Source organism: Geodermatophilus obscurus, assembly GCF_900115395.1.
In the GTDB taxonomy this organism is placed as follows: Bacteria; Actinomycetota; Actinomycetes; order Mycobacteriales; family Geodermatophilaceae; genus Geodermatophilus; species Geodermatophilus obscurus_B.
This window is the reverse complement of the sequence record NZ_FOWE01000010.1, coordinates 146,206-171,215: the sequence shown is the minus strand read 5'-3', so window position 1 is coordinate 171,215 and position 25,010 is coordinate 146,206. Positions and strand designations below refer to the sequence as shown.

Genomic DNA, 25,010 nt, shown 5'->3' with positions numbered 1-25,010 from the left:
GCGACCCTGACAGACTCGCGGCCATGCGCGTCTTCGTCGGCACCGACCACGCCGGGCTGGAGTTCAAGGAGCACCTCAAGCAGGCGCTCACCGAGGCCGGGCACGAGCCGGTCGACTGCGGCGCCCACGAGTACGACCCGCAGGACGACTACCCGCCGTTCTGCTTCGAGGTCGGCGAGCGGGTGGTGGTGGAGCCCGGCACCCTCGGCGTCGTCATCGGCGGCTCGGGCAACGGCGAGCAGATCGCGGCGAACAAGGTCCCCGGCGTGCGCGCCGCGCTGGTGTGGAACCGGGAGACCGCCGAGCTCGCCCGCGGGCACAACGACGCGAACGTCTGCGCGATCGGCGCCCGCCAGCACTCCGTCGAGGAGGCCACGGCGTTGGTGCTGCACTTCCTCGCCTCCCCGTGGAGCGGGGAGGAGCGGCACGCGCGGCGCATCGGGCTGGTCCACGACTACGAGCAGAACCGGCACCGCCCCGCGGGTGGCCTGCCGACGCGCGGTGACGTCGTCTGACTAGAACTCGTCGGGGCACCAGGGCGTGACCGGCCAGCGGAACGCCGTGCCGGCCTGGACCACCGCCCCGGGGCTCACCTCGGTCACCCGGCCGGCCGCCTGCAGCGTCGCCAGCGAGACCCCGCCCAGGTAGGCCGCGGACAGCGCCTCCACGTCGACCACCAGGTCCGGGTCACCGTCGGTGCGGGCGCAGAACGCCCCGGCCGGGTGCCCGCGCAGCCACCACCGGCCGTCGTTCCACGGGCACGTGGTGTCGCGGACCTCGATCACCAGCTCGACCGGGGCCGGGTAGCGGCGCGCGGCCAGGGCCCGGCCGACGTCGACCAGCCGCACCCACAGCGCGTCCCAGGGCCGGGAGCGCAGCGCCCGCGGGTCGGCGAGCAGGTGGCGCAGCGGCTCGTCCGGTGAGGCGCCGGGGGCGCGCATCGTGCGCACCAGGTCCAGCGACAGCAGGAACCGCCACAGCGCGGCGGAGGCCGTCGGCCGGTCGCCGCGGAGTTCCTCGACCACGACGGTGCCGTCGGGCAGGCCGTCGTCGGACCAGTGGGCGCGCACGCGGAACGCGGCGTAGCCGCTCACCGTGCCGTCGGCCTCGGTGTGCAGCAGGTACCGGCGCGCGGAGGCCCCGCGACGCTGGTCGGGGTCGTCGCGCAGCTGCCGGTCCCACCAGCGGTCGTCGCGGGCCATGTTGCCCGGCACCGTCCGGCGCAGCCGGTCGTGCAGGCCCACGGCGGCGGCCCGGTAGCCGTCCGCGTCCACCCGGTCCACCCGCCCGGTGCCGAGGTCGACGTCCGGGCGCAGCCGCAGCCGGGACACCTCGCCGGACAGCGCGCCGCGCCAGGTGGCCGGCGCGTAGCCGAAGCGGCCGTAGATCGACGACTCCGACGCCCACAGCGCCGCGACCGGCTCCCGCTCCTGCTCGTGCAGCTCGGTCAGCTGGCGCCGCATGACCTCGGTGAGCACCCCGCGCCGCCGGTGGGTCGGCGCCACGCTCACCCAGGTGATCCCGGCGCAGGGCACGACGGCGCCGGGCACGGTGAGCTCGCGGCTGTAGATGCCCGCCGTCGCCACGACCCGGTCGCCGTCCCACAGGCCCAGCGTCCGGTCCAGCTCGGCGACGGAGGGGACGGCGTCGAGGTAGGAGGCGGGCGGCTCCTCGCCGAACGTGTCGAACATGGCGCGGGTGAAGGCCGGCCACTCCTCGTCGGTGATCGGGCGCAACTGGGGCGGGCCGGCGGGATCGGTCACCCCTGCTGTCTACCGGGCGGGGACGACGCCCCGCGACCTCGTATCGCGGTGCCACGATGCAGCGGTGGAGCGCCAGCGGCCGGTCGGGTGGTGGGTGAGGCGGCTCGACGAGCTGCTCGAGCGCGGGCTCGACGACGTCGTCGCCGCCGAGGGGCTCACCCGCCGGCACTGGCAGGTCCTCGACTCCCTCGCCGCGCGCCCCGCTCCGCGGGCCGACCTCGTCGCGGCGCTGGCCTCCTTCGCGGCTCCCGAGCAGGTCGACGCCGTGCTCGCCGACCTCGCCGCCCGGGGCTGGCTGGCCGGCGACGGGACGACGTCGCTCACCGCCGGGGGACGCGCCGCCCACGAGCGGGTCGCCGAGGCCGTCGGCCGGTTCCGCCGCCGTGTCGCCGACGGGCTGACCGCCGAGGAGTACGCGCAGGTCGTGCACGGGCTGGCGCGGATGGTCGCCAACCTGGAGCAGGCGCCGGCTCAGCCGCGCAGGTAGGCCAGCGTCGCCATCACGCGGCTGTTGCGGTCCTCGTCGGGCGGCAGGCCGAGCTTGGCGAAGATCCGCTGCGTGTGCTTCTCGACGGCGCCCGGGGTGACCACCAGCTGCCGGGCGATCGCGGTGTTGGAGTGCCCCTCGGCGATCAGCCCGAGCACCTCCCGCTCGCGCGGGGTCAGGCGCCGCACCGGGTCGTCGGCGCGGCGGCGGGCGAACAGCTGGGCGACCACCTGCGGGTCGAGGACGGTCCCCCCGGCGACGACGTCGGCCAGCGCGGCGAGCAGCTGGTCGAGGTCGGTCACGCGGTCCTTGAGCAGGTAGCCCGCGCCCCCGCGGCCGTCGGCCAGCAGCTCGTCGGCGTAGGCCACCTCGACGTACTGCGAGAGGACCAGCACCGCCGTCCCCGGGACCGCACGGCGCACCTCGACGGCGGCGCGCAGCCCCTCGTCGGTGTGCGTCGGCGGCATCCGCACGTCGACGACGGCGACGTCGGGACGGAGCTCGGTCACCGCGCGCACCAGCGAGGGGCCGTCGCCGACCGCGGCGACGACCGTGGTGCCCGCCTCCTCCAGGAGCCGGACCAGTCCCTCGCGGAGCAGGACCGAGTCCTCGCCGAGCACCACCCGCAGCGGCCGGCCGGCCGGGCTCACGACCACGGCAGCTCGGCGGTCGCCCGGGTCGGGCCGCCGCGCGGGCTGTCGACGGTCAGGACGCCGTCGACGGCGCGCAGCCGGTCGGCCAGCCCCGCCAGGCCGTGCCCCGGGACCAGCAGCGCCCCGCCGTCGCCGTCGTCCTCGACGACGACCCGCAGCACGTCCCCGGCCCGTCCCACCGCGACCCGGCACACCCGCGCGCCGCTGTGCTTGGCGACGTTGGCCAGCGCCTCGCTGACGACGAAGTAGGCGGTGTTCTCGGTGACCGGAGCCAGCCGCTGCTCGGGCAGGTCGACGGCGAGCTCGACGGGCACCGGCGAGCGGGCGGCCAGCGCGGTGAGGGCGGCGGCCAGGCCGCGGTCGGCCAGCACCGGCGGGGCGATCCCGCGGGAGAGCGCGCGCAGCTCCTCCAGCGCCTCGCGGGCGAGGACGCCGGCCTCGGCGAGGGTGGTGCGGGCGGCGGCGGGGTCGCGGTCGAGCTGCCGCTGCGCGCGGGAGAGGTCCATGCCCAGCCGCACGAGGTGCTGCTGCGGGCCGTCGTGGATGTCGCGCTCCAGCCGGCGCAGCGCCACGGCCTCCGCGGCGACGGCGGCGTCGCGGCCGCGGGAGAGCCGGCCGATCTCGGCCTGCGCGGCGGCGCGGGAGGTGAGCAGGGCGCGGCCGAGCTGGGCGTGCAGCAGCGCGACGGCGCGGACGGCGAACGGCAGCACCACCGCCGCGAGCAGGCCGATCGTCGAGTAGAAGAGGATCCGCCGCCCGGAGGAGGACTCGAACCCGAGCAGCTCCAGCAGGTCGGTGTTGTCCGGATCGGTCGACGGGTCGGGCAGCGCCCAGTCCCAGGCGCCGTAGCTGATCCCACCCAGCGCCAGGGCCCAGAACGTGACCGTGACGCTGAACGCGAGCACGGCCAGCGGCAGGCGCAGCACCGCGTGCAGGGCGTCGAGCCAGGACTGCGGGTCGCGAAGCGGGGTGAGCAGCCGGCGCACCCGGCCGCCGTCGGGGACGAGGTAGGCGGGCCGGGGGACCGGGCGGTCGAGCACCACGGGCAGCTGCGCCCGCTCCACGGTGGCCAGGCCGCGGGCGGCGAGCAGGGTGCCGGCGAGGACGGCGACCCCCACCCAGATCACCAGCGTGCCCACCCCCACGGACACGCCGGTGACCACCAGGACGAAGGCGAGGATCCCGGCCGGCAGCGACACCAGCGCGTAGCCGGAGTCGACGAGCGCCTGGCGGACGAGGCGGGTGCGGGGGTCCGGCGGGGTCGTCACGGGCGGCGGCGCGAGGGTCTCGGTGGTCATGGGACGAGCGTGGCGACGCGGGGCCGCCCGGCCGATCCCGTCAACCGGCCGATGTCCTGTCGGGCTGGCCCGACACGCGCTGCTGTCCCGTCCATGTCGGCCGCCGATCGTCCCGGCACCGGGCGGTGGTGTCCAGGACCTCGCTACTGTCGGCCGCGCCGGGCGCACCGCCGCCGTCGCGTCCTCGCGCGACCGGGTGCCCGGCGGACGGAGGTGCCGCTCGTGCGACGTCGGGCCGCCCCCCTCGCCGTCAGCGCCCTGCTGCTGGCCGCGTGCACGTCATCGACGGGCGGGGGCGGGGAGGAGTCCGGGACCGCGCGGGCCGCCACCGCCGCGCCCGCCGAGCGGCTGACCCTGGTCGCCGACGAGGAGCCCGCCGCCGCTGCGGTCAGCGCCAGCCGCGCGCTGTTCGAGGAGGCCGGCGTCGTGGTCGTCGCCCCCGACGGCGACGCCGCGGCCACCCTGCTGGGCGCCTCGGCCGCCGTCGGCCTCGGCGTGCCGCTGCTGCTCGATCCCGAGGGCGGGGGTGCCGGCGACGACGCCGTCGCCGAGGAGCTCGACCGGCTGGGCGCCACCTCGGTGCTGGCCGTCGGCGGTGAGGGCGCACCCGGCGACGCCGACGTCGTCACCGTGCCGGCCACCGCCGAGGCCGTCGCCGCGGCCACCGGCCTCGACCTGGCGGACGCCGACCCGGTGCCGGCCGACGGCCAGGTGGCCGCCGTCGCCGCGCTGGAGCCCGACGCGCCCGCCGCGCTGACCCCCGCGGACGCCGGTGGGGCGGCGTCCGGTGAGGCGGCGTCCGGTGAGGCCTCGGGTGAGCTGCCCGAGGTGGAGCGCGCCGAGCCGCTCGAGGGCACCGTCGTCCTCGCCGACGGCGCCCCGGCGTCCCTGGCGGGCGTCGCCACCGCCCGGGCGGCCGGCGCGGCGGTGCAGGTCACCGGCGGGCAGACCGACCCGCGGGGCTCGACCGGCGTCGTCGAGGCGGTGGCCGGGGCCGACACCGTCGTCGCGCTGGGTCCCGGCTTCGGCGCCGAGGACGGGCTGGACTGGAAGCTCGAGACGGCGGCCACCGGCGCGCAGCTGCCCGCCGGCGGGCAGGTGCTCTTCCCGCAGCACTTCCTCGTCGCGCTCTACGGCCACCCCGGCACCGCCGGGCTCGGCGTGCTGGGTGAGCAGGACGTCGACGCCGCCGTGCAGCGCGCCCGCGACACCGCCGCGCCGTACCAGGCGCTGGTGCAGGACGCGACGGTCGTGCCGGCGTTCGAGATCATCGCGACGGTGGCCTCGGAGTTCGCGACGGAGGAGGGCGACTACTCCTACGAGGCGCCCGTCGAGCTGCTGCAGCCGTGGGTGGACGCCGCCGCCGCCGCGGGCCTGTACGTGGTGATCGACCTGCAGCCCGGCCGCACGGACTTCGTCACCCAGGCCGAGCGGTACCGGTCGCTGCTCGAGCAACCCCACGTCGGCCTCGCGCTGGACCCGGAGTGGCGGCTGCTGCCGAACCAGGTGCACCTCACCCAGATCGGCTCGGTGTCGATCGAGGAGGTCAACCGGGTGGTGACCTGGCTGGCCGACCTGACCCGCGAGAAGCGGCTGCCGCAGAAGCTGCTGGTGCTGCACCAGTTCCGGGTGGACATGATCCCGGGCCGCGAGTCCGTCGACCTGTCCCGCGACGAGCTGTCGGTGATGGTGCACGCCGACGGGCAGGGTTCCCAGCCGGCCAAGCAGGACACCTGGCGGGTGCTGCGCGGCGTCGGCCCCGAGGGCCTGGCCTGGGGCTGGAAGAACTTCTACGACGAGGACGTCCCGATGCTGACGCCGGAGGAGACCATCGCTCAGGTCTCCCCGCGTCCCCAGCTGGTCACGTACCAGTAGCACCGGTCCGGGGGCTCCCGTTCCGTCGGTCCCCCGTGGTGGACTGTCGCCCGCCGACGGGGAGAGACGGTCGAAGGGGAGAGGTGGTCCGTGGTGACCAGCGTGCTGAGCGGGGTGTCCGACGAGCTCGACCCACGGTTGCTCGAGCACCGTCGTGAGCTGACCGGTTACTGCTACCGGATGCTCGGCTCGGGCTTCGACGCCGACGACGCGGTGCAGGAGACGATGGTCCGGGCGTGGAAGAGCTTCGGCTCCTTCGAGGGCCGCTCGTCGCTGCGGTCCTGGCTGTACCGGATCGCCACCAACGTCTGCCTCGACCAGCTCTCGGGCCGGCAGCGCCGGGCGCTGCCGATGGACCTGTCCGGGCAGTCCTGGTCGCCGGTGGAGGCGTCGCTGGCGGCCAAGCGGCCGGCCGAGGCCTGGGTCGAGCCGGTCCTCGACCGGGCGGTCCTGCCCGAGGACGGCGACCCGGCCGAGCGCGCGGTGGCCCGCGAGTCGGTGCGGCTGGCGTTCGTCGCGGCCCTGCAGCACCTGCCGCCGCGCCAGCGCGCCGTGCTGCTCCTGCGCGACGTGCTGCGCTGGCACGCCGACGAGGTCGCCGACCTGCTCGAGACCACGGTGGCCTCGGTCAACAGCGCGTTGCAGCGGGCCCGCGCCACCCTCGCGGCGATGGGCGGCTCCCCGGAGCAGCGCCCGCTCGACGACGACTCCCGCGACCTGCTGGCCCGCTACCTCGACGCCTTCGAGCGCTACGACATCGACGCCTTCGTGAAGCTGCTGCACGAGGACGCCACCCAGCACATGCCGCCGTTCGAGATGTGGCTGGGCAGCGCCGCCGACATCGGCACCTGGATGCTCGGCCCCGGCAGCGGCTGCCGGGACTCCCGGTTCGTGCAGACCGAGGCCAACGGCTGCCCCGCGGTGGCCCAGTACCGGCCGACCGCCGACGGCGGCCACGCACCGTGGGCGCTGCACGTGCTGGAGATCGACGGCGGCCGGATCCGGCACATCACGAGCTTCCTCGACCTGGACAACGACCTGTTCGCCCGGCTGGGCCTGCCGGCGGCCGAGGAGCTGGACGCCGCCTCGGGACGCACCGCCTCCTGACGCACCGCCTCCTGACGCACCGCCTCCCGACGCCACCGCACGCCCCCGACCGCCGCTCCGCCCTCCCGGGTGGGGCGGCGGTCGTGTGTCCCGCCACGGGTCGTTGACAGGTACCCCCAGGGGGTATACAACAGACTGTGTCGGAGGAGGACGAGATGACGACACAGTCCGTACACGAGTCGCACGCGGTCCACGGGCACGGCCCGGTCCCCTGGTCCGCCGCGGTCCAGGCGACGCTGCACTGCCTCACCGGGTGTGCCATCGGTGAGGTGCTCGGGATGGTGATCGGCACCGCGCTCGGGTGGTCGGCCGCGGCCACCGTGGCGCTGGCGGTCGGCCTGGCGTTCGTCTTCGGCTACGCGCTGACCATGCGCGGCGTGCTGCGCGCCGGCCTGACCTTCCGCCGCGCGCTGCGGGTGGCGCTGGCCGCCGACACCGTCTCCATCGCGGTGATGGAGCTGGTCGACAACGCGGTCATGGTGTCGGTGCCGGGCGCGATGGAGGCGGGCGTGGCCTCGGCGCTGTTCTGGCTGGCGCTGGCCGGCGCGCTGGCGGTCGCCTTCGTCGTCACGACGCCGGTCAACCGCTGGCTCATGAGCCGCGGCCGCGGGCACGCGGTCGTGCACGCGCACCACGGCTGACGGGACCGGCGACGCCGGGGCGGCCTGATCGCCTCTCGCGCGCGCGAGGCGATCGGGCGCGTGTCCGCCCCGGCGTCGCGGCCGGCTCAGGCCCGGCGCAGCCAGACGGTCGTGTCGGGCGGCAGGACGCCGTCGCCGAGCGGTCCGCTGGCGAGCAGGACCTCGCCCTCGGGGAGGTCGACGTCGGCGTCGGAGAAGTTGGTGACGCTCTCCCAGCCGCCCGGCCGGCGGAAGTGCAGCACGTGCGTCTCCGCCACCGGCCGCGTGCCCAGCCACTGCAGGGACTCGTCGCCCCGCAGCTCCCGGCGCAGGCGCAGCGCGGCCCGGTAGGTCTCCAGCGTGGAGCCCTCGACGCCGTCCTGGGCCTCGGCGGAGAACTCGCCGAAGCCGGCGGGCTGCGGCAGCCACGAGCCGGCCGCCCCGAAGCCGAACGAGGAGCCCTCGCGCGTCCACGGCAGCGGCACCCGGCAGCCGTCGCGGCCCTTCTGCGCGTGCCCGGTCCGCTCCCAGATCGGGTCCTGCAGCGCCTCGGCGGGCAGGTCGGCGACCTCGGGCAGGCCCAGCTCCTCGCCCTGGTAGAGGTAGGCCGAGCCGGGCAGGGCCAGCATCAGCAGGGTCGCCGCCCGCGCCCGGCGCAGGCCACGCCCGGCGTCGGGCTCGGGCCGGGTGCCGTCGCCGAGCAGCCAGGCGTCGAGGTCGGTGCCGGCCGGCAGGGCGTAGCGCGAGGCGTGCCGGACGACGTCGTGGTTGGACAGCACCCACGTCGCCGAGGCACCGCACACCGCGGCGGCGGACAGGGCGGCGTCGATCTCGACGCGGAACTGCTCGGCCGACCACGGCGAGACCAGCAGCTCGAAGTTGAACGCCTGCCCGAGCTCGTCGGGGCGGGCGTAGAGGACGCGGCGGCTGGTGGTCACCCACGCCTCCGCCACGGCCGAGCGCGGCGGGTCGTAGGAGTCGAGGACCTTCCGCCACTCGCGGAAGATCTCATGCACCTCGTTGCGGTCGAACAGCGGGTGGCTGCCGTCGAGGGGCAGCTCGGTCATGGCGTCGGGGTGGACGCCGCCGTAGTTCCGCAGCGGCTCGCCCAGGTCCTTGGCCAGCGCGTGGGCGACGTCGACCCGGAAGCCGTCGACGCCGCGGTCGGACCAGAACCGCAGGGTCTCGAGGAAGTCCTCGTGCACCTCGGGGTCGTCCCAGTTCAGGTCGGGCTGCTCCCGCGCGAACAGGTGCAGGTACCACTGCCCGTCGGGCACGCGGGTCCAGGCCGGGCCGCCGAAGTGGCTCATCCAGTCCGACGGCGGCAGGGTGCCGTCGGGGCCGGTGCCGTCGCGGAAGACGTAGCGGTCGCGCGCCGGCGAGCCCGGGGGAGAGGCCAGCGCCTCGCGGAACCAGGCGTGCCGGTCGGAGGTGTGGTTGGGGACGACGTCCACCACGACCTTGATGCCGAGCTCGTGCGCGCGGGCGATCATCTCGTCGGCGTCGGCAAGGGTGCCGAGCCTCGGGTCGACGTCGCGGTAGTCGTCGACGTCGTAGCCGCCGTCGGCCAGCGCCGAGGGGTAGAAGGGGCTCAGCCAGACGGCGTCGACGCCGAGCTGGCGCAGGTAGGGCAGGCGCTCGGTGACGCCGCGGATGTCACCGAGACCGTCGCCGTCGAGGTCGCGGAAGCTGCGCGGGTAGACCTGGTAGACGACGGCCTGGCGCCACCAGTCGGCGGGCGCGGTGCGGGCAGGGGGAGTCTCGGGCACGGGGCTCCTCGAGGGTGATCGGGGGTGAGCGGGGCCACGGCGGGCCGCATTCTCGACGGGAGCACGGAGCGGCGGGCCGACGGAGGGCCTCCGGGAGCAGCGCTGCTGGACCGGTCCGGCGCCGCCCACTCTACGTCCCGCCCTCCGGTGTCGCGGGAGGTGCCGACGGGGCACCGTCGCGGGTGGCGGCCGCGCCCGGCGCCGCCGGAGAGGAGCCCCGTGAAGGTCTACCTGTCCTCCGACATGGAGGGCACCGCCGGCGTCGTGGACTGGGCCCAGTGCCGCGGCCCGGGGCCGGAGTACGAGTACTACCGGCGGCTGCTGCAGGACGAGGTCAACGCCGCCATCGCCGGGGCGATGGACGCCGGGGCGACGGAGTTCCTGGTCAACGACTCGCACTCGACCATGCAGAACCTGCGGCCCGACCGGCTGCTCGGCGGCGCCCGCTACCTGTCGGGCCGGCACAAGCCGATGTACATGACCGAGGGGCTCGACGCGTCCTTCGACGCCGTGTTCCTCGTCAGCTACCACGGCTCGGTGGCCGGCGAGCCCTCGGCGCTGTCGCACACCTACGACCCGCGGACGGTCGCGCGCGTCCGGCTCGACGGCGTCGAGGTGGGGGAGTCGGGGATCAACGCGCTGGTCGCCCTCGGCCACGGCGTCCCGGTCGTGCTGGTCACCGGCGACGACACGACGGCGGAGGAGGCCCGCGCCGTGTGCCCCGACGTCACCGCCGTCGTGGTCAAGCGCTCGGTGTCGCGGTTCGCCGCCGACAGCCTGCACCCGGCGGAGGCCTGCCGGCTCATCCGCGAGGGCGCCGCAGCCGCGATCCGCTCCCTGCCCGACGCCCGGCTGCCGCGGATCGAGCTGCCGGCCACCCTCGAGGTCACCTTCCGCACCGCCGACCTGGCGGAGCTGGCGTGCCGGGTCGTCGGGGTGGAGCGGGCCGGGACGCTGGACGTGCGGATCACCGACGCCGACCCGATCGAGCTGTACCGCACCTTCGTCACCGTCGTGCTGCTGGCCCGCGCCGTCGCGGAGTGAGCGCCGCTGCCGAGAGGATCGGGGCATGACGACGATCGCGGTGCCCTACCACCTCGACGAGCGGCTGCCCGGGCTGACGACCGGGTCCGCCGTCGACCGGGAGCTGACCGCGGACCTGCCGCCCGGCACGCCGTGGGAGCGCATGGCGGTGCTCTACGAGCGCGTCGCCGCGGAGGTGGCCGCGGCGCCGGACCGGCCGCTCGTCGTCTCCGGGGACTGCACCACGAGCCTCGGGGTGCTCGCCGGGCTGCAGCGCGCCGGCCGCGACGTCGGGATCGTGTGGTTCGACGCGCACGCGGACTTCCACACCGAGGCCACCACGACGTCGGGCTACCTCGGCGGCATGCCGCTGGCGCTGGCCGCGGGCATCGGGACCCTGACCCTCCCGGACGCGCTCGGGCTGCGGCCCACGTCGCCGTCGCGGCTGGTCCTCGTCGACGCGCGTGACACCGACCCGCCCGAGCACCGCCTGCTCTCCGACGCCGGGGTGCTGCGCCGGCCGGTCGGCGGGCTGTCCGCGGCGGACCTGCCGGAGGGGGAGCTGTACCTGCACGTCGACCTGGACGTGTGCGACCCCGGCGACGTCCCGGACCTGCTGTTCCCGGCGCCCGGCGGCCCGCCGCTGGACGACGTCCTCGCGGCGGTCGGGCGGGTACTGGACACCGGCCGCGTCGTCGCGGTCGGGCTGGCCGCGACCTGGCACCAGGACCGGCGGGCGGACGCCCACGAGCGGGTCCTGGCGGCGGTGCGGGCTCTCGTCGACCGCTGAGCCCTCCGGTCCGACGACGCACCGGAGGAGGTGCGGGCCTCCTCCGAAACGGGCCTCGACCGGGTTCGCCGGCTCGAGGCCCGCTATGACCCGGCGAGCCTCTTCCGGCTGAACCGGACACCACACCAGTCGTGCGCCCCGGCCCTGCCGGTCCTCCACCCAGCCGAGCTGCTCCGATCGGCGACGCGGCGGGAGGTCGACGGGTTCACGCCGGTGCGTGCAGCCGGAACGCGGAGCCGAGGTGGTCGAGCACGGGTCGGGCGGCGGCGGGCTGGCTGCGGAAGGCGATGTAGCCGTCGGGTCGTACCAGGTACAGCGACTCCGCCGTGGCCGCGTAGTGGTGGTGGGCGTCGCGATCGGGGTCGAAGAACACGTCCACGTCGTCCAGTCCGTCGGGCCGCCGGTCACCGGGCACCACGATCCACGTGCGGACGTCGTCGCCCAGGGCAGCGCCCACCGCCCGTGCGGTGGCGGCCATCCGCCGGTACCCGGCGTCGGTCGGGGCGGGGCCGTCGAACAGCAGCAGGGTGGAGTGGGTGCCCCGGAAGAGGTCGAAGAGCCGCACCGGCGTGCCCTCGCCGTCCTGCCCCTCGGCGTCCGGTGCGCGGTCGCCGGCGTGCGGGCCGTGCCGGAACCGGACGCGGTCCACCACGCCGGCCGCCTCTCCGTCGCCGGTGCGATCCACGCCGGCCGGCTCGCCGGCCAGCGAGCTGTCCCGGTACCCCACGTCGAGCTCGGCCACGCCGTCAAGGAGCCGGTCCAGGACGACCGGTAGCCGCAGCGCGGGCACCAGGACCCGGTTGCGCAGGAAGGTCATGACGGGATGGGGGGAGAAGAAGGCGCTGTGGCCGAGGTCGCTGCTCGCGAGGACCGCGCGGGCGACCGGCATCCGCTCCTCCTGGTACGTGTCGAGGAGGGCGTGGCCGGCCCGTCCTCGGAGGACGGCGTCGAGCTTCCAGCCGAGGTTGTAGGCGTCCTGGATGCCGGTGTTCATGCCCTGCCCGCCGGCGGGGCTGTGCACGTGGGCGGCGTCACCGGCCAGCAGCACCCGTCCCGCCCGATAGCGGTCGACGATGGCGACCCGGGGGTTGAAGTCGGACAGCCAGGTGGCGTCGCTCAACCGCACGTGTCCGAAGTCCCGCTCGGCGAACAGGCGCTGAAACAGCTCCAGGGACGCCGTCTTGAGGGTGCCGGAGGCGTCGGGCCGGACGCCGGCCTGCACCTGCCACGTCCCGCTCCCGTCCAGCGGGTCGGCGGCGAGGTACCCGTCGTCGTCGAACCAGGCGTAGGACGGGCCGTCGGCCGGCAGTCCCTCGATCCGGACGTCACCCAGGACGAAGTGCTCCTCGTGGCTCTCGCCGCGCATGGGGATGCCGACCAGCGTCCGTACCCGGCTGCTCCCGCCGTCGCATCCGACGACGAAGGCGGCTCGGATCCGCTCGACCGTCCCGGTGGAGTCGTCGGTCACGGTGGCGGTGACACCGTCGTCGTCCTGGTGGAGGTCGACCAGCTCCTGCCCGAGCCGGACCACGCCGCCGAGCTCCGCCAGTCGCGTCCGCAGCACCTGCTCGGTCCGCCACTGCGGCAGGACGACCAGGTTCGGGTACGGGACCCCGGGCTGCGGCGGGCGAGCCGGTAGGTCGAGGTCCAGGGCGAGCCGTCCGCCCGAGTACAGGCGCAGGTGGTGGTGGGTCCGGCCGGCGGCCAGGGCGGCCTCGGCGATCCCGAGGTCGTCGAAGACCTCGAGGCTGCGCGGCTGCAGGCCCTTGCCGCGGGACCGGGTGTGGTGGGTCGTGGCTCGCTCGACGACCGTGCAGTCGACGCCACGGCGGCGCAGGTCGCAGGCCAGCGTGAGCCCCGTCGGGCCGGCGCCGACGACGAGGACGTCCGTGCTGGTGCTCATGGTGGTCAGCCCTCCGGGAGCGGGGACGGGGAACGGCCGTCGAGGAACTCCCGCCAGGTGCGCCCGCCGGAGTGGTTGCCCGGGACGAGGTTCGCGCCCGCTCGCAGCGCCGCGGAGAGCGCGCCGGGAAGGGGGACCTCCACCACCGGTCGGTACCGCCCGGTCCTGCGGAGGCGGTCGCGGACGAGCTCCGCGACCGGGAACACCTCCGGACCGCCGAGGTCGGGCAGCCGGCCGGCGGGCTCAGCCGTCACGGCGTCCGCCAGCCGGCGGGCGACCTCCTCGACGTCGATCGGCTGGAGCCGCCAGCCGCGCGGCACGGGCACGACCGGCAGCCGCACCAGGCGGCCGAGCAGCTCCTCGACGAACCCGTGGAACTGCGTGGTGCGCAGGACGGTCCACGGCAGCCCGGACCGCGCGATCGCCTCCTCGGCGGCCAGCTTGGCCCGGTAGTACGTCACCGGGATGCGGTCGATGCCGACGATCGAGACGGAGACGAGGTGCGGTCGGCCGGCGTCGCGTGCGGCCTCCAGCAGCCGCTCGGTCCCCTCCACGTCGACCGCCCGGGAGTTCCGCGGGTCCGTGGCGCAGTGCACGATCGCGGTCGCGCCCGCCACCGCTTCGGGCAGGCCGACTCCGGTGCTCAGGTCGGCCACGGTCACCTCCGCTCCGGAGACCGGCGGCGAGGCCGGGCTCCGGCTCAGGATCCGCACCGGATGGCCGTCGGCTGCCAGGGCGCGGACCACCCGGCGCCCGAGCAGTCCGGTGCCGCCGGTGACGAGCACGCTGTCCATGGGACGTCCCCTCCGTCAGGGCTGGTGGATGGGGAGAGCGTCGCCGCCGGGCCTTGACGCCCGGTTGGCTCGCCGCGCGTGCGCGGCGCCAAGCGGGCGTCAAGCCACCGCCGGGACCGTCGGGCCGGAATCCGCGGTCAGGGGAGGGACGATGGCGCCGATCCCGCGTGGCTCACCGGCCGGCATCGTCTTCCGGCGGCTCGACGCGGCTCCCGAGCGGCGCGAGGCCGAGGGGCTGCTGTCCGCCTGTGCTCTGGACGACCACGACGCCACCTGCGAGTGGTACGGCTTGTGCGATCTGACCGCGACGGCGAGCGGCCTCGCGGGGGTGGCGGTGGTCCGCTCCGTGGATCCCACGACGGCGCGGTTGTGCGGTCTCGCCCTGACGGGGGCCTACCGGGACCCCTCCCTCGGACGCCGGCTGGTGTACGAGGTCGTGGACCGGCTCCGGGCGTCGGGCATCGAGGAGCTCACCGCTGCCCCCCCCTGCCGACCGCCGGGTCGCCGCGCTGCTCACCGGGGCCGGCTTCTGCCCGCGGGAGCCGGCTCAGGGCTGCGGATCGGGGTGGTCGCGGCTGCCGCTGTGACCATCGGGCGCGACCGTGCGGCAGGTCTCCGCGGCGCGCCGCAGCAGCATGGCCGACCCCTGCTCGCGGGCGACCGCAGCCGCCTGCCGGAGAGCGCTGCGGGCCTCCTCGGAGCGCGGGGGTGCCAGCGCGGCCAGGGACAGCGCCCGCAGGCGGTGCAGCTCGGACTCGTAGGAGCGCTCACCCGTGCGCGCGACCCGGGCGAGCGCGTCGTCGAGCAGGTGCAGGGCCTCGACGGGCTGGTCATTGCGCAGGTGCGCCTCGGCCAGCAGGCCGAGGCCCCACCCGACCAGGTGCTGGGTGCCACCGGCCTCGGTCCGCGCGAGGTGACCGCGGAGGGCGGGGATCGCGTCCACGGGATCGCCCTCGATCGCGCGCGCCCAGCTCAGCACCACGGCCGCGTACCCAGCCGGCCAGGGCAGGTTCCAGCGCTCCACCAGCTCCAACGTCTCGGTGGCCCACCTCCGGGCCGCCGGAGGGTCGCGGCGCATGGCGGAGACGAGGGCCGCCCCGGTGAGGGTGAGGGCCTGCGCGAACGGGGATCCACCGCGCGAGTCCCTGACGGCGGTCGCCAGCAGCTCGATCCCCGCGTCCGGCTCGTCGAGGGACGTGAGCACCGCGGCCAGCTGGAGCTGCAACACGATCCGCGGCGGCAGGAACTCGCGGCCGTCCACCGGGCCCGCCACCTGCAGGCCCTGCTCGAGGTGGTCCCTGGCGGCGGTCAGCCGGCCCTGGGACCAGAGGGTGCGACCCAGCGACAGGTGGCTCACCACGAGCGCGGCCGGGTCGTCACTGCTCCTGGCGATGTCGAGCATGCCCTCGGCCAGAGCGGCAGCGGCCGAGTGGTCGGCCCGCGCGAAGGCCACCTCGTAGAGGCTGCGGCTGGCGGCGAGCACGGCTGACCCGTCGCCGAGGTCGTCGGCCAGCTCACGTGCCCGGCTGAACTGGACCCAGGCGTGCTCGCAGCCGCTGCCGTGCAGCTGCACCAGCAGCGTGCCGAGACGCATCTGGACGTGCAGCTCCGAGGCGGCGCGTCCGGGAGTCGAGGGCATGGTGGCGAGCAGGTCCAGGCTCCGTCGCAGTTGCCGCTCGGCCTCCTCGTGCGCCAGCGTGTCGAGGCACCGCTCCGCCGCGGCGATCACGTGGGGGACCGCCCGCTCGGCGCCGACCACCGGCGCGGCCAGCCACCAGTGCTGGGCCAGCTGCAGGACGGAGTCGACGTCCTCGCCCCGGTGGTCGACCAGTGCCTGTCCCACCCGGGCGTGCAGCCGGGCCCGGCGGGCGCGGCTGATCTCCCCGTAGATGGCCTCGCGGATGAGCGCGTGGGCGAAGCGGAAGCGGCCCACCGTCGCGGGGTCCTCGACGACCAGCCCGGCCGACACGGTGAGCTCGACGGCGGCGAGCGCGTCGTCGTCGTCCAGCCCCGTCACGGCACGGACGGCGTCCAGGTCGAACTCCTGACCGATGACCGCCGCGACGAGCAGCACGGTGTGGGTCTGGTCGGGGAGCCGGCCGAGACGCCGGCGGAGGACGTCGCGCACGCCGGCGGGGACCTGCTGCGCGACCAGCGCCGCCGCCTCGCCCGCGGTCCGCTCCGGCCAGCCGTTCGCGGCGAGCAGGCGGAGCACCTCGATGACGAAGAACGGATTGCCGCCGGTGCGGTCCCCGACCAGCCGGGCCAGCTCGTCGTCGGGGTCCGTGCCGATGTGGGACGCCATGACCCGGGCCACGTCCGCGACCTCCAGACCGGCCAGCTCCAGCCGGTCCACCGGGACCGCCCGTGCCAGCTCGGCGAGCGTGTCGGCGAGCGGCTCCCCGGCGTCGAGGTCGGGGTCCCGGTAGGTCACCAGCACCACGACGGGTGCGTCGGCCACCGTCGTGGCCAGGTGGCTCAGCAGCCGGTGGGAGGCGGCGTCCGCCCACTGCAGGTCGTCGAGGACCACCAGCAGGCGTCGGCCGGAGGCGAGACCCCTCAGCACCGCGGTCGCTGCCTCACAGACCCGGAAGCGGGCCGCTTCCGGGTCGATCACGGGTGCGGGGGGCCGGGGGCCGCCGCCGGCCAGTTTCGGCAGGATCGGTGCCAGCTCGACGGCGGAGGAGCCGAGCCCGGCACCGGCCGCTCCGGGCGTCCCGTCCCCGAGCAGGGCCCGGAACACCTGCGTCCACGGCCAGAACGGCGGGGCCCCGGCGTCCTGGTCGCTGCGCCCCCAGCCCACCGCCACCCCGGATGCGCGGGCGCGCCGCGCGGCCTCTTCGGCCAGCCTCGTCTTCCCGATCCCGGGCTCGCCCGCCACCAGGATGATCCGTCCCCGGCCGGTCGCCGTCCCGGCCAGCGCCTCGTCGACCACCCGCAGCTGTGCCTCGCGCCCGACCGGACCGCCGGGCGCGGCCGGGGCTCCGACGTCCGCGGCCTCGACGGCGGTGCGGGCCACGACCTGCGTCGGGACGGGAGCCGGCGCGGGCGTGCTCCCGGAGTCCGTGGCAGTCGCCGTCCCGTCCAGTCGCGGGTCCTGGCAGAGGATGTCCCGTTCGAGGTCCCGGAGCGCCTGGCCGGGGTCCAGGCCGAGCTCCTCGCGCAGCTGCGCGCGGAACTGCTGGTAGCTCTGCAGGGCCTCGGCCTGCCGCCCGCAGCGGTAGAGCGCGGCCATGCGCAGACCCTGCAGGCGCTCCCGGAAGGGGTGCTCGCCGGTCAGCTGCTCGAGCTCGGCGACGATCCGGGCGTGCCGGCCGGTGCGGAGGTCGGCGGTCAGCCGGTCCTCCAGCGCGGTCAGCCGGAGGTCCTCCAGCCGGGCCCGCTCGGCCTGGACGAAGGGGGCATCGGCGAGGTCGGCGAGGACGGGCCCGCGCCACAGCCCGAGAGCCGTCTGCAGCGTCTCCGCCGCGCGCGGTGCCTCCCCCTGCTGCAGGAGGTCGTGTCCGGTCCGCGCGAGGGCCTCGAAGCGCGCGGCGTCGACGTCGTCGGGGCCCACCACGAGGCGGTAGCCCGGCGCCTGGTTCACGATCACCGTCGCGGGTGCCCCGGGTAGGCGCTGCGGTTCCAGCAGCCGGCGCAGGTGGGAGACGTAGGCCTGCACCGAGGCGAGGGCCTGCGGCGGCGCGTGCAGGCCCCACAGCTCCTCGACCAGCCGGTCGAGCGGGACCACCGTGCCCGCGTCGAGCAGCAGGATCGCGAGGACGGCGCGCTGCTTGGGCCGCCCGAGGGTCAGCGGCCGCCCCGCATCGAGGACCTGCAGCGGTCCGAGGACGTCGAACTGCACCGCGCACCTGCCTCTCCGGCGCCCGCCGGGTCGCCGTCGGGCCATCCTGCCCCGTGACGGCCGGATCTCCGCCCCTCGGCGTCGCGCCCGCGCGGGACCCGTCAAGGAGACGCCCACGATCCGTCAAGGGCCGGGCCCGACGGTCTCCCCGGGACACCGGTGACCCGCCGGCCCCCACCCGGATCCGCACTCCTCCGGAGGTCCGCATGCGTCTCGCCGTCAAGGTCCTGCTGGCGTGGTTCGCCCTCTTCGGACTGGTGGTCGGGCTCTGGCAGGCCGTGTTCCCGGCCTCCTTCTACGCCGACTTCCCCGGGATGGGACACCACTGGGTGAGCCCGGACGGTCCCTACAACGAGCACCTGCTCCGCGACGTCGGTCTCGGCAACCTCGCCGTCGGCACCGTCGCGCTCGTCGCGCTGTTCAGCGGAGGGGTCTGGCTCGCCCGCGCCGTCGGCCTGGCCGTCGTCGTGACGAACCTGCCGCACCAGCTCTACCACCAGGCGCACGTGTCGGTCCTGCCGACCGTCACCGACCAGGTCCTGCAGTCGATCTCGCTCGCCGCGGTCAGCCTGGCCGCCGTCGCGCTGCTGGTCCTGGCCTCCCGGCTCCCCGCCTCCGCCTGGACGGCACCGCAGTCGGGTTCCCGCGGACCCGCACCGACCCACCTCTAGGAGACCGTCATGGACATCGCGCAGCTCCTCGCCGACTTCGGCGACTGGGCCTTCGACCGGCACGCCAACCCGCTGAGCTGGTACATCAGGCCGCTCTTCCTCATCCCGCTGGCCTGGTTCGCCCACCGGCGCAGCGGCTGGGGCATCGCCGGCACCCTCGTCGCGCTGGCCACCAGCATCTCCTGGTTCCCGGCGCCCGCCCAGCCGGATCCGCAGATCCTGGAGTTCCTCGACTTCGAGCGGGAGTGGATCACCGGGACCTGGGACCTGGAGAAGTTCGCGCAGGCGACGCTCGCACCCCTGGCACTGACCGCCTACTGCCTGGCCTTCTGGCGGCGGTCGGTGGGCTGGGGCCTGGTCCTCCTGAACGCCATGGCCGGCGGGAAGCTGCTGTGGGGTGTCGTCGTCGGCGACGGCACCGGATGGGCGATGACCGTGCCCGGGTTGGTCGGGCTGCTGATCTGCGACGCCGCCGTCCTCTGGGGGGTGCGGCGGTACCGGGCGCGCCGGCCGCAGCCGGCGGAGCAGCCGTCGGCCCCGCCCGTCCTGTCGTCGAGTTCCTCGTGACCGTCGGCCCCGCCCCACTCTGGAAGGACGACGCCATGACCACCACCCAGGATCTCCCCGCGACGACGACCGTCTGCATCGCCGGCTGCGGCCCTGCCGGGGCGGTGCTCGGACTCCTCCTCGCCCGCGCCGGCATCGACGTCGTCGTCCTCGAGAAGCACGCGGACTTCCTGCGCGACTTCCGCGGCGACACGGTGCACGCCTCGACGATGCAGGTGCTCGCGGAGCTCGACCTGCTGGAGGGTTTCGAGGAGCTGCCCCAGCAGCGCACGACCAGCATCTCGCTGATGACCGACGACGGGTTCGTCACGCTCGGCGACTTCACCCGGCTCCCGGGTCGCTTCCAGTGCTTGTCGATGGTGCCGCAGTACGAGTTGCTGGACTTCCTCACCACCGAGGCCGCGCGGTCCTCCTCCTTCGCCCTGCACCGGCAGGTGGAGGTGGTGGGGCTCGTGGAGGAGGACGGCGCGGTGACCGGGGTCCGCTACCGGCGGACGGCCGGCGGCGGCTCCGAGGGCGAGCTGCGCGCGCTGCTCACGGTCGCTGCCGACGGACGCTCCTCCGCGGTGCGGCGGGCGGCGGGCATGTCCCCGGTCGAGTTCGGCGCCCCGATGGACGTGCTCTGGTACCGCCTGCCCAAGCGTGCGGGGGATCCGGGGGCGTCCTTCGCGCGGCTCGTTCCCGGTCGGTTGCTCCCGATGATCGACCGGGGCGGCTACTGGCAGGGCGCCTACACCATGCCGAAGGGCACGGTCGCGTCGCTGAGGGCGGCGGGCATCGAGGCGCTCCGGGCGGACCTGGCGCGCGCCATGCCCTTCCTGGCCGACCGGCTCGACGGTGCCCTCCGCAGCTGGGACGACACCGGCTTCCTGGAGGTCCGGGTCAACCGGCTGCGCCGCTGGTACCGGCCGGGGCTGCTGTGCATCGGTGACGCCGCGCATGCCATGTCCCCGGTCGCGGGGGTCGGGATCAACCTCGCCGTCCAGGACGCGGTGGCCGCCGCCAACGCCCTCGTCCTCCCCCTGCGCAGGGGTGCCGTGACACCGCGGGACCTCCGGCGGGTGCAGCGACGCCGCGACCTCCCCACGCGGGTCACCCAGCTGGTGCAGCGCGGCGTCCAGCGGCAGATGTTCGGCGCCGCCGGGGACCCGGTCCCGCCGCGGGGGGTCCCCGTGCCGCTGCGCGTCATGTCGCGGGTGCCGCCGCTGCTGCGGCTGTTCTCCCGCTTCATGGCCATCGGGATCCGCAACGAGCACGTCGACGTGACCCTGCTGGGGCCGGCCGGAGCGCCGGCCCGCGCCCTGCGATGAGGTCGCCCGTCGGCGCGGGACGCCGGCTGGCCGGTGTCGTCCGCAGGCACCCCGTCGCGAGCTTCCTGGCCTGGTCCTTCCCCGTCGGCCAGGCGATCGCCTTCCAGCCCGTCCTCGCGCCCGCCTGGTACGGCGTGGACCTGCCCACTGCTCCGTTCGTCGTCGCGGCCAACCTGCTCGGCCTGCTGCTGCCGGCGGTCGTCATCACCGGCGTCGTCGGCGGGCGGGCGGGCGTGCGCGCGCTGTGGCGGCGCGCGGTCCGGGTGCGGGTGCCCCTGCGCTGGTACGGCCTGGTCCTGGTCGTCGTCCCGGTGGCCGCCGCGGCGGTGGCCGGAGCCCTGCTCGGGGCGCCGGAGGCGATCGGCCGGGTGCTCGTCTCGGCACTGCTCTCCGGACTGCTGGTCCAGCTGCTCCTGGGCTTCCTCACCACCAACTGGGCGGAGGAGGTCGCCTGGACGGGCTTCCTCCAGACCCGCCTGCAGGACCGGCACGGGCCGGTGCGGGCCGCACTGGTCACCGGACCGCTGTTCGCGCTGCAGCACGCCTCCCTGGCGGCCGGCAACGGCTGGCTCGGCGGGGTGGCCGTCCTGCTGTTCATCACCGCGACGGCCGTCCCGTTCCGGTTCCTGCAGGGCTGGGTCGCCAACCGCACCGGCAGCCTGCTCGTTGTCGGCCTGGTCCACGCGGCGGGAAACGCGACGACCGACGGCAGCGGCTTCGGCGGTGCCGGCCTCCTGCCCCGGCTGTACCCCGACGGGACCGTCGGCCCGGTGCACCTGCTGGCCCTCGCGGCCGTGGGCCTGGTCGTCCTGGCCGCCACCCGCGGCCGGCTCGGTCGCCCGGCGGCGCGCGGCGCCTCCGCCGCCACCGGCACGCGGCCTCCAGCGGTTCCGGCGGGCCGGCGAGCGCCGTCCCGTCGGGCTCCCGGGCAGCCGGCGGGGCGACGGTGACCGGCACGGCGCTCTACCGCCTGGCCAGCCGGGGGCTGCCACGGTTGCCCTTCCCGCTCAACGTCCGCATCCAGCGGCTGGGGCGGATGCCCCGTCCGCCGCTCCGGGCCGGTCAGCACGTGGAGATGCGGACCGCGGGCGGGGTGCCCGTCACGTGGCTCCGGCCCTCGGCGGCCGACCGCGGCGTGCTGGTCTTCCTGCACGGCGGGTCGTACGTGACGGGGCCGGTGTCCGGGCAGTGGCGCTGGTTGACCGCGCTCGGCGCGGAGCTGTCGGTGGCCGCCGTCGTGATCGACTACCGGCTCGCGCCGGAGCACCCGCACCCGGCGGCGCTGGACGACGTCGTCGCCGCTCTACGGGCCCTGACGTCGAGCGGGGTGCTGCGAGCGGGCCGCTGGGCGCTGGCAGGGGACAGCTCCGGTGGTGCCCTGGCGCTCGCCGCGACCCGGGCCCTGGTCGCCGCCGGGAGCCCCCTGCCGGCGGCACTGGTGCTCGTGGCGCCGTGGGTCGACCTGACCCTCACCAATCCGCAGATCCCCGGGACCGAGCCTGCCGACCCGGTCCTCAGTCGGCAGTTCCTGCAGCCGTCGGCCGCGGCCTACGCGAGCCGGACCCCGCTGGGCGACCACCGGCTGTCCCCGCTGCACGGCGACCTGGCCGGACTCCCACCCGTGCACATCACCGCGGGAACCCGCGACATCCTCGTGCACGACGTCCGCCTGCTGCGCCGGCGGCTCCAGGACGCCGGCGTGGCCGTCGACCACCTCGAGGAGCCCGGCGCCCTGCACGCGTATCCCACCCTCAGGGCCGGCCCCGCGGCGGATCGGGCAGTGGCCGCCCAGGCCGCGTTCCTCCGCGAGCGTCTTGATCTCGAACAGGCGTCCGCTGCCCCGACCCCCACCCCACCGGAGGAGAACGCCATGTCCGAGCGACTGTCCACCGACGTCGACATCGAGGCGACGCCCGCACGGGTGTGGGAGGTGCTCACCGACCTCGCCGCGTATCCGGAGTGGAACCCGTTCATCGTGCGGGCGGAGGGGACCGTGGGTCCCGGCTGCCGGCTGACGCTGAGGATGCAGCCGGTCGGCGGCCGGGCGATGACCCTGCGCCCCCGACTGGTCGAGGTCGCCGTCAACCGGGAGCTGCGGTGGCGCGGCAGGTTGGGTGTGCCCGGGCTGATGGACGCCGAGCACACCTTCCTGCTCCAGCCGCAGGCCGGCGGTACCCGGCTGGTCCAGCAGGAGACCTTCCGGGGTGTCCTCGTCCCGTTCGTCGCCGCGTCCCTGGACCGGAACACCCTGCCCGCCTTCGTGGCGATGAACGAGGCGCTCAAGAGGCGGGCGGAGGACCCGGCGCGTGCCGGCGCGGTCGACGACGGCGGCGCGGGATCGGGCACGGCATGAGGCGGCGACCGGTGCTCCAGGCGAGCGCCTGCACGGGCGTGGCCGCTGTCGCGGGGAACGCCTTCATCGGGAGGGGGGCGATGGCCTGGTTCCGGAGCCTCACCGCTCCGCGCCGGCAGTTGCCGTTGCCCGCCTTCCTGGCGGTGGGAGCGCTCTACTACGGCGTCATCGGCTACGTGCTGGCACGGAGCATCGACCGTCGCGACGCCCGGAGCACCGCCTGGAGCCTGGCGGTCCTGGTCGGCAACGAGGCCTGGAACGGGGTCTTCTTCGGCCGCCGGAGCGCTCGTGCCGGCTTCGTCGGGCTGTGCGCCTTCGTCGTTCCCCTGGCGGCGCTGCAGCGCTCGGTCATGGGGGACGCACGCTCGCGCAACGCCCTGGCCCCGTACACGGCCTACGTCCTCGCCTACGACCTGCCGTGGACGTACCGGCTGTGGCGACTGAACCCGAGGCGCCCCTCGGGCACCGGGGACTGACGGGCCGGGATCGCGTCCAGACGTCGTGACCGCCCGCCCCCGAGGTGGCGGCCTCCCTCGCCGGCGGTCCTCTGCCGTGGCCCGGCGCGGGTCACCGGATCGAGAAGGCCCGCAACTCGCCGATGTGCCGCGACCCGGGGATGCTGTGGCCGGAGCTCCGGCAGCAGGGGGTGACCGTGGATCCGCACAGCCATCTGTGGCTCCTGCCTGGTCCCGTGCGGCGCCGAACCGCGTACCGGCGACGACCACCCCGATCGCCGAGGGCTCCCGCCCCTCGGCCGGAGACATCCGGAACCTCGACGGATCCTGCACACGCATAGGGGGATGAGCCTTGTCCAGGTCTCACCAGGAAGCCGCTGTCCCGCCGGGGTCGCGCACGTCCATCGTCAAGGTCGTCGGCGCCAGCCTCGTCGGCACCACCGTGGAGTGGTACGACTTCTTCCTCTACGGCTCGGCCGCCGCGCTGGTCTTCAACAGGTTGTTCTTCCCCGACTTCGACCCGCTCGTCGGCACGCTGCTGGCCTTCGCCACCTACGCCGTGGGCTTCGCCGCCCGGCCGATCGGCGGGGTGATCTTCGGCCACTTCGGCGACAAGGTCGGCCGCAAGAAGATGCTGGTCATCACGCTGATGCTGATGGGCGGCGCGACGTTCCTCATCGGGCTGCTGCCGACCTACGCGGCCATCGGCGTGTGGGCGCCGATCCTGCTCGTCCTGCTCCGGCTGGTGCAGGGCTTCGCCCTCGGAGGTGAGTGGGGCGGGGCGGTGCTGATGGCCGCCGAGTACGGCACGCCGGAGCGACGCGGGTACTGGGCCTCCTGGCCGCAGGCCGGCGCCCCGGCGGGCAACCTCCTCGCCGTCGCCGTCCTCGCGCTGGTCTCGACGTTCACCACCGACCAGCAGTTCGAGACCTGGGGCTGGCGCATCCCGTTCCTGCTCAGCGCGGTGCTGGTGGCAGTGGGCCTCTGGATCCGGGTGTCGATCGAGGAGTCGCCGGTCTTCCAGGCCGCCCGCGAGCAGGCCGCCACCGCGGAGGAGGCTCCCCGGCTGCCCGTCGTCCAGGTGCTGCGGGACTACCCGCGGGAGATCGTCCTGGCCATCGGCGCCCGGCTGGCGGAGAACATCGGCTACTACCTCTTCACCGCGTTCGCCCTGGCCTACGCCACGGACGAGGCGGGGGTGTCCCGCGGCACGGCGCTGAACGCGGCACTCATCGCCTCCGCGGTCCACTTCGTGGCCATCCCCGCCATGGGGGCGGCGTCCGACCGGTTCGGTCGCCGGCCGGTCTACCTGGTCGGGGCCGTGGGCATCGGGGTGTGGGGCTTCGTCTTCTTCGCCCTGTACGACTCGCAGTCGTTCTGGCTGCTGGCGCTCGCCGGCACGGTGGGCCTGGTCCTGCACGGGGCGATGTACGGGCCGCAGGCGTCCTTCTTCTCGGAGCTGTTCTCCACCCAGGTGCGCTACAGCGGTCTGTCGGTGGCCGGTCAGGTGTCCTCGATCGTGGCGGGCAGCCTGGCGCCGATCATCGCCACGGCGCTGCTGATCGAGTACGGCGGCTCCACGCCGATCTCGCTGTACCTGGCCGGTGCCGCGGTGCTCACGGTGATCGCCGTCGTGCTGAGCCGGGAGACGGCGCACAGCGACCTGACGCGCGACCCCGCTGCCGACCGGGCGACGGCCGGCGCCGGCCGGCGCTGAGCCGCGCCGTC

21 protein-coding genes are annotated in these 25,010 nt (G+C 75.5%); 14 read left to right on the top strand and 7 right to left on the bottom strand.

The window, feature by feature from the left end; genetic code table 11:
- Nucleotides 1–23 precede the first annotated feature (23 nt).
- Nucleotides 24–515, top strand: a complete 492-nt coding sequence (locus tag BM165_RS19585; RefSeq protein WP_075015220.1) for a ribose-5-phosphate isomerase — start codon at nucleotides 24–26, stop codon at nucleotides 513–515.
- Here the strand turns inward: BM165_RS19585 and BM165_RS19580 are convergent, their stop codons facing one another.
- A complete protein-coding gene (locus BM165_RS19580; protein ID WP_075015219.1) occupies nucleotides 516–1,763 on the bottom strand; it encodes a GNAT family N-acetyltransferase in 1,248 nt (415 codons plus the stop codon).
- Between the two features lie 64 nt (nucleotides 1,764–1,827).
- On the opposite strand from BM165_RS19580, the gene BM165_RS19575 reads away from it, so the two are divergent.
- Nucleotides 1,828–2,250, top strand: coding sequence for a MarR family winged helix-turn-helix transcriptional regulator (locus tag BM165_RS19575; protein ID WP_075015218.1), 423 nt, complete (start codon nucleotides 1,828–1,830; stop codon nucleotides 2,248–2,250).
- On the opposite strand, the gene BM165_RS19570 is transcribed toward BM165_RS19575, so the two are convergent.
- Together BM165_RS19570 and BM165_RS19565 are read right to left on the bottom strand one after the other, a co-directional pair.
- Entirely contained in the window at nucleotides 2,235–2,900 is a 666-nt protein-coding gene (locus BM165_RS19570; RefSeq protein WP_244274343.1) for a response regulator, read from the bottom strand. The genes BM165_RS19575 and BM165_RS19570 overlap by 16 nt on opposite strands.
- Complete coding sequence (locus BM165_RS19565; RefSeq protein ID WP_075015217.1) at nucleotides 2,897–4,201, bottom strand: sensor histidine kinase; 1,305 nt, start codon at nucleotides 4,199–4,201, stop codon at nucleotides 2,897–2,899. Before BM165_RS19565 ends, BM165_RS19570 begins: the two co-directional genes overlap by 4 nt.
- Nucleotides 4,202–4,423: 222 nt before the next feature.
- Between BM165_RS19565 and BM165_RS19560 the strand changes: the two genes are divergently transcribed.
- The 3 genes from BM165_RS19560 (at nucleotide 4,424) to BM165_RS19550 (ending at nucleotide 7,824) form a co-directional block, all read left to right on the top strand.
- On the top strand, nucleotides 4,424–6,076 hold the full coding sequence (locus BM165_RS19560) for a hypothetical protein (protein ID WP_075015310.1): 1,653 nt from the start codon (nucleotides 4,424–4,426) through the stop codon (nucleotides 6,074–6,076).
- A 93-nt stretch (nucleotides 6,077–6,169) separates the two neighbouring features.
- Nucleotides 6,170–7,183, top strand: coding sequence for a sigma-70 family RNA polymerase sigma factor (locus BM165_RS19555; RefSeq protein WP_083427543.1), 1,014 nt, complete (start codon nucleotides 6,170–6,172; stop codon nucleotides 7,181–7,183).
- 155 nt (nucleotides 7,184–7,338) lie between these two features.
- Complete coding sequence (locus tag BM165_RS19550; protein ID WP_075015216.1) at nucleotides 7,339–7,824, top strand: DUF4396 domain-containing protein; 486 nt, start codon at nucleotides 7,339–7,341, stop codon at nucleotides 7,822–7,824.
- An 86-nt stretch (nucleotides 7,825–7,910) separates the two neighbouring features.
- Here BM165_RS19550 and BM165_RS19545 read toward each other — a convergent pair whose 3' ends face one another.
- Complete coding sequence (locus BM165_RS19545; RefSeq protein ID WP_075015215.1) at nucleotides 7,911–9,572, bottom strand: glycoside hydrolase family 13 protein; 1,662 nt, start codon at nucleotides 9,570–9,572, stop codon at nucleotides 7,911–7,913.
- Between the two features lie 219 nt (nucleotides 9,573–9,791).
- On the opposite strand from BM165_RS19545, the gene BM165_RS19540 reads away from it, so the two are divergent.
- Both BM165_RS19540 and BM165_RS19535 read left to right on the top strand, forming a co-directional pair.
- The gene (locus BM165_RS19540; RefSeq protein WP_075015214.1) at nucleotides 9,792–10,616 is read left to right on the top strand and encodes a M55 family metallopeptidase; all 825 of its coding nucleotides are present in this window, start codon (nucleotides 9,792–9,794) and stop codon (nucleotides 10,614–10,616) included.
- A 25-nt stretch (nucleotides 10,617–10,641) separates the two neighbouring features.
- Nucleotides 10,642–11,385 carry an arginase family protein gene (locus BM165_RS19535; RefSeq protein ID WP_075015213.1) on the top strand — a complete coding sequence of 248 codons (744 nt, stop codon included), beginning with the start codon at nucleotides 10,642–10,644 and terminating at the stop codon, nucleotides 11,383–11,385.
- A gap of 205 nt (nucleotides 11,386–11,590) precedes the next feature.
- Here the strand turns inward: BM165_RS19535 and BM165_RS19530 are convergent, their stop codons facing one another.
- The 3 genes from BM165_RS19530 to BM165_RS19520 all read right to left on the bottom strand — a co-directional run bounded on the left by BM165_RS19530 (nucleotide 11,591) and on the right by BM165_RS19520 (nucleotide 17,926).
- Nucleotides 11,591–13,288: an FAD-dependent oxidoreductase gene (locus BM165_RS19530; protein ID WP_075015212.1), complete on the bottom strand. Its 1,698-nt coding sequence runs from the start codon at nucleotides 13,286–13,288 to the stop codon at nucleotides 11,591–11,593.
- Between the two features lie 5 nt (nucleotides 13,289–13,293).
- The gene (locus BM165_RS19525) at nucleotides 13,294–14,082 is read right to left on the bottom strand and encodes an SDR family oxidoreductase (protein ID WP_075015211.1); all 789 of its coding nucleotides are present in this window, start codon (nucleotides 14,080–14,082) and stop codon (nucleotides 13,294–13,296) included.
- A 547-nt stretch (nucleotides 14,083–14,629) separates the two neighbouring features.
- A complete protein-coding gene (locus BM165_RS19520; RefSeq protein ID WP_075015210.1) occupies nucleotides 14,630–17,926 on the bottom strand; it encodes an ATP-binding protein in 3,297 nt (1,098 codons plus the stop codon).
- A 206-nt stretch (nucleotides 17,927–18,132) separates the two neighbouring features.
- Here BM165_RS19520 and BM165_RS19515 point away from each other — a divergent pair, with 206 nt between their 5' ends.
- The 7 genes from BM165_RS19515 to BM165_RS19485 all read left to right on the top strand — a co-directional run bounded on the left by BM165_RS19515 (nucleotide 18,133) and on the right by BM165_RS19485 (nucleotide 24,999).
- Complete coding sequence (locus BM165_RS19515; RefSeq protein WP_075015209.1) at nucleotides 18,133–18,597, top strand: hypothetical protein; 465 nt, start codon at nucleotides 18,133–18,135, stop codon at nucleotides 18,595–18,597.
- Between the two features lie 9 nt (nucleotides 18,598–18,606).
- Nucleotides 18,607–19,164, top strand: a complete 558-nt coding sequence (locus tag BM165_RS19510) for a hypothetical protein (RefSeq protein WP_075015208.1) — start codon at nucleotides 18,607–18,609, stop codon at nucleotides 19,162–19,164.
- Between the two features lie 35 nt (nucleotides 19,165–19,199).
- Nucleotides 19,200–20,474, top strand: coding sequence for an FAD-dependent oxidoreductase (locus tag BM165_RS19505; protein ID WP_075015308.1), 1,275 nt, complete (start codon nucleotides 19,200–19,202; stop codon nucleotides 20,472–20,474).
- On the top strand, nucleotides 20,471–21,424 hold the full coding sequence (locus tag BM165_RS19500) for a CPBP family intramembrane glutamic endopeptidase (protein WP_075015207.1): 954 nt from the start codon (nucleotides 20,471–20,473) through the stop codon (nucleotides 21,422–21,424). The genes BM165_RS19505 and BM165_RS19500 overlap by 4 nt, the downstream gene beginning before the upstream one ends.
- Nucleotides 21,421–22,827 (top strand): alpha/beta hydrolase fold domain-containing protein, encoded by a 1,407-nt coding sequence (locus BM165_RS19495; RefSeq protein WP_075015206.1) that lies wholly within the window; start codon nucleotides 21,421–21,423, stop codon nucleotides 22,825–22,827. The genes BM165_RS19500 and BM165_RS19495 overlap by 4 nt, the downstream gene beginning before the upstream one ends.
- On the top strand, nucleotides 22,824–23,303 hold the full coding sequence (locus BM165_RS19490; RefSeq protein WP_083427529.1) for a tryptophan-rich sensory protein: 480 nt from the start codon (nucleotides 22,824–22,826) through the stop codon (nucleotides 23,301–23,303). Before BM165_RS19495 ends, BM165_RS19490 begins: the two co-directional genes overlap by 4 nt.
- Before the next feature lie 331 nt (nucleotides 23,304–23,634).
- Nucleotides 23,635–24,999 carry an MFS transporter gene (locus BM165_RS19485; protein ID WP_075015204.1) on the top strand — a complete coding sequence of 455 codons (1,365 nt, stop codon included), beginning with the start codon at nucleotides 23,635–23,637 and terminating at the stop codon, nucleotides 24,997–24,999.
- The last annotated feature ends 11 nt before the right edge of the window (nucleotides 25,000–25,010 follow it).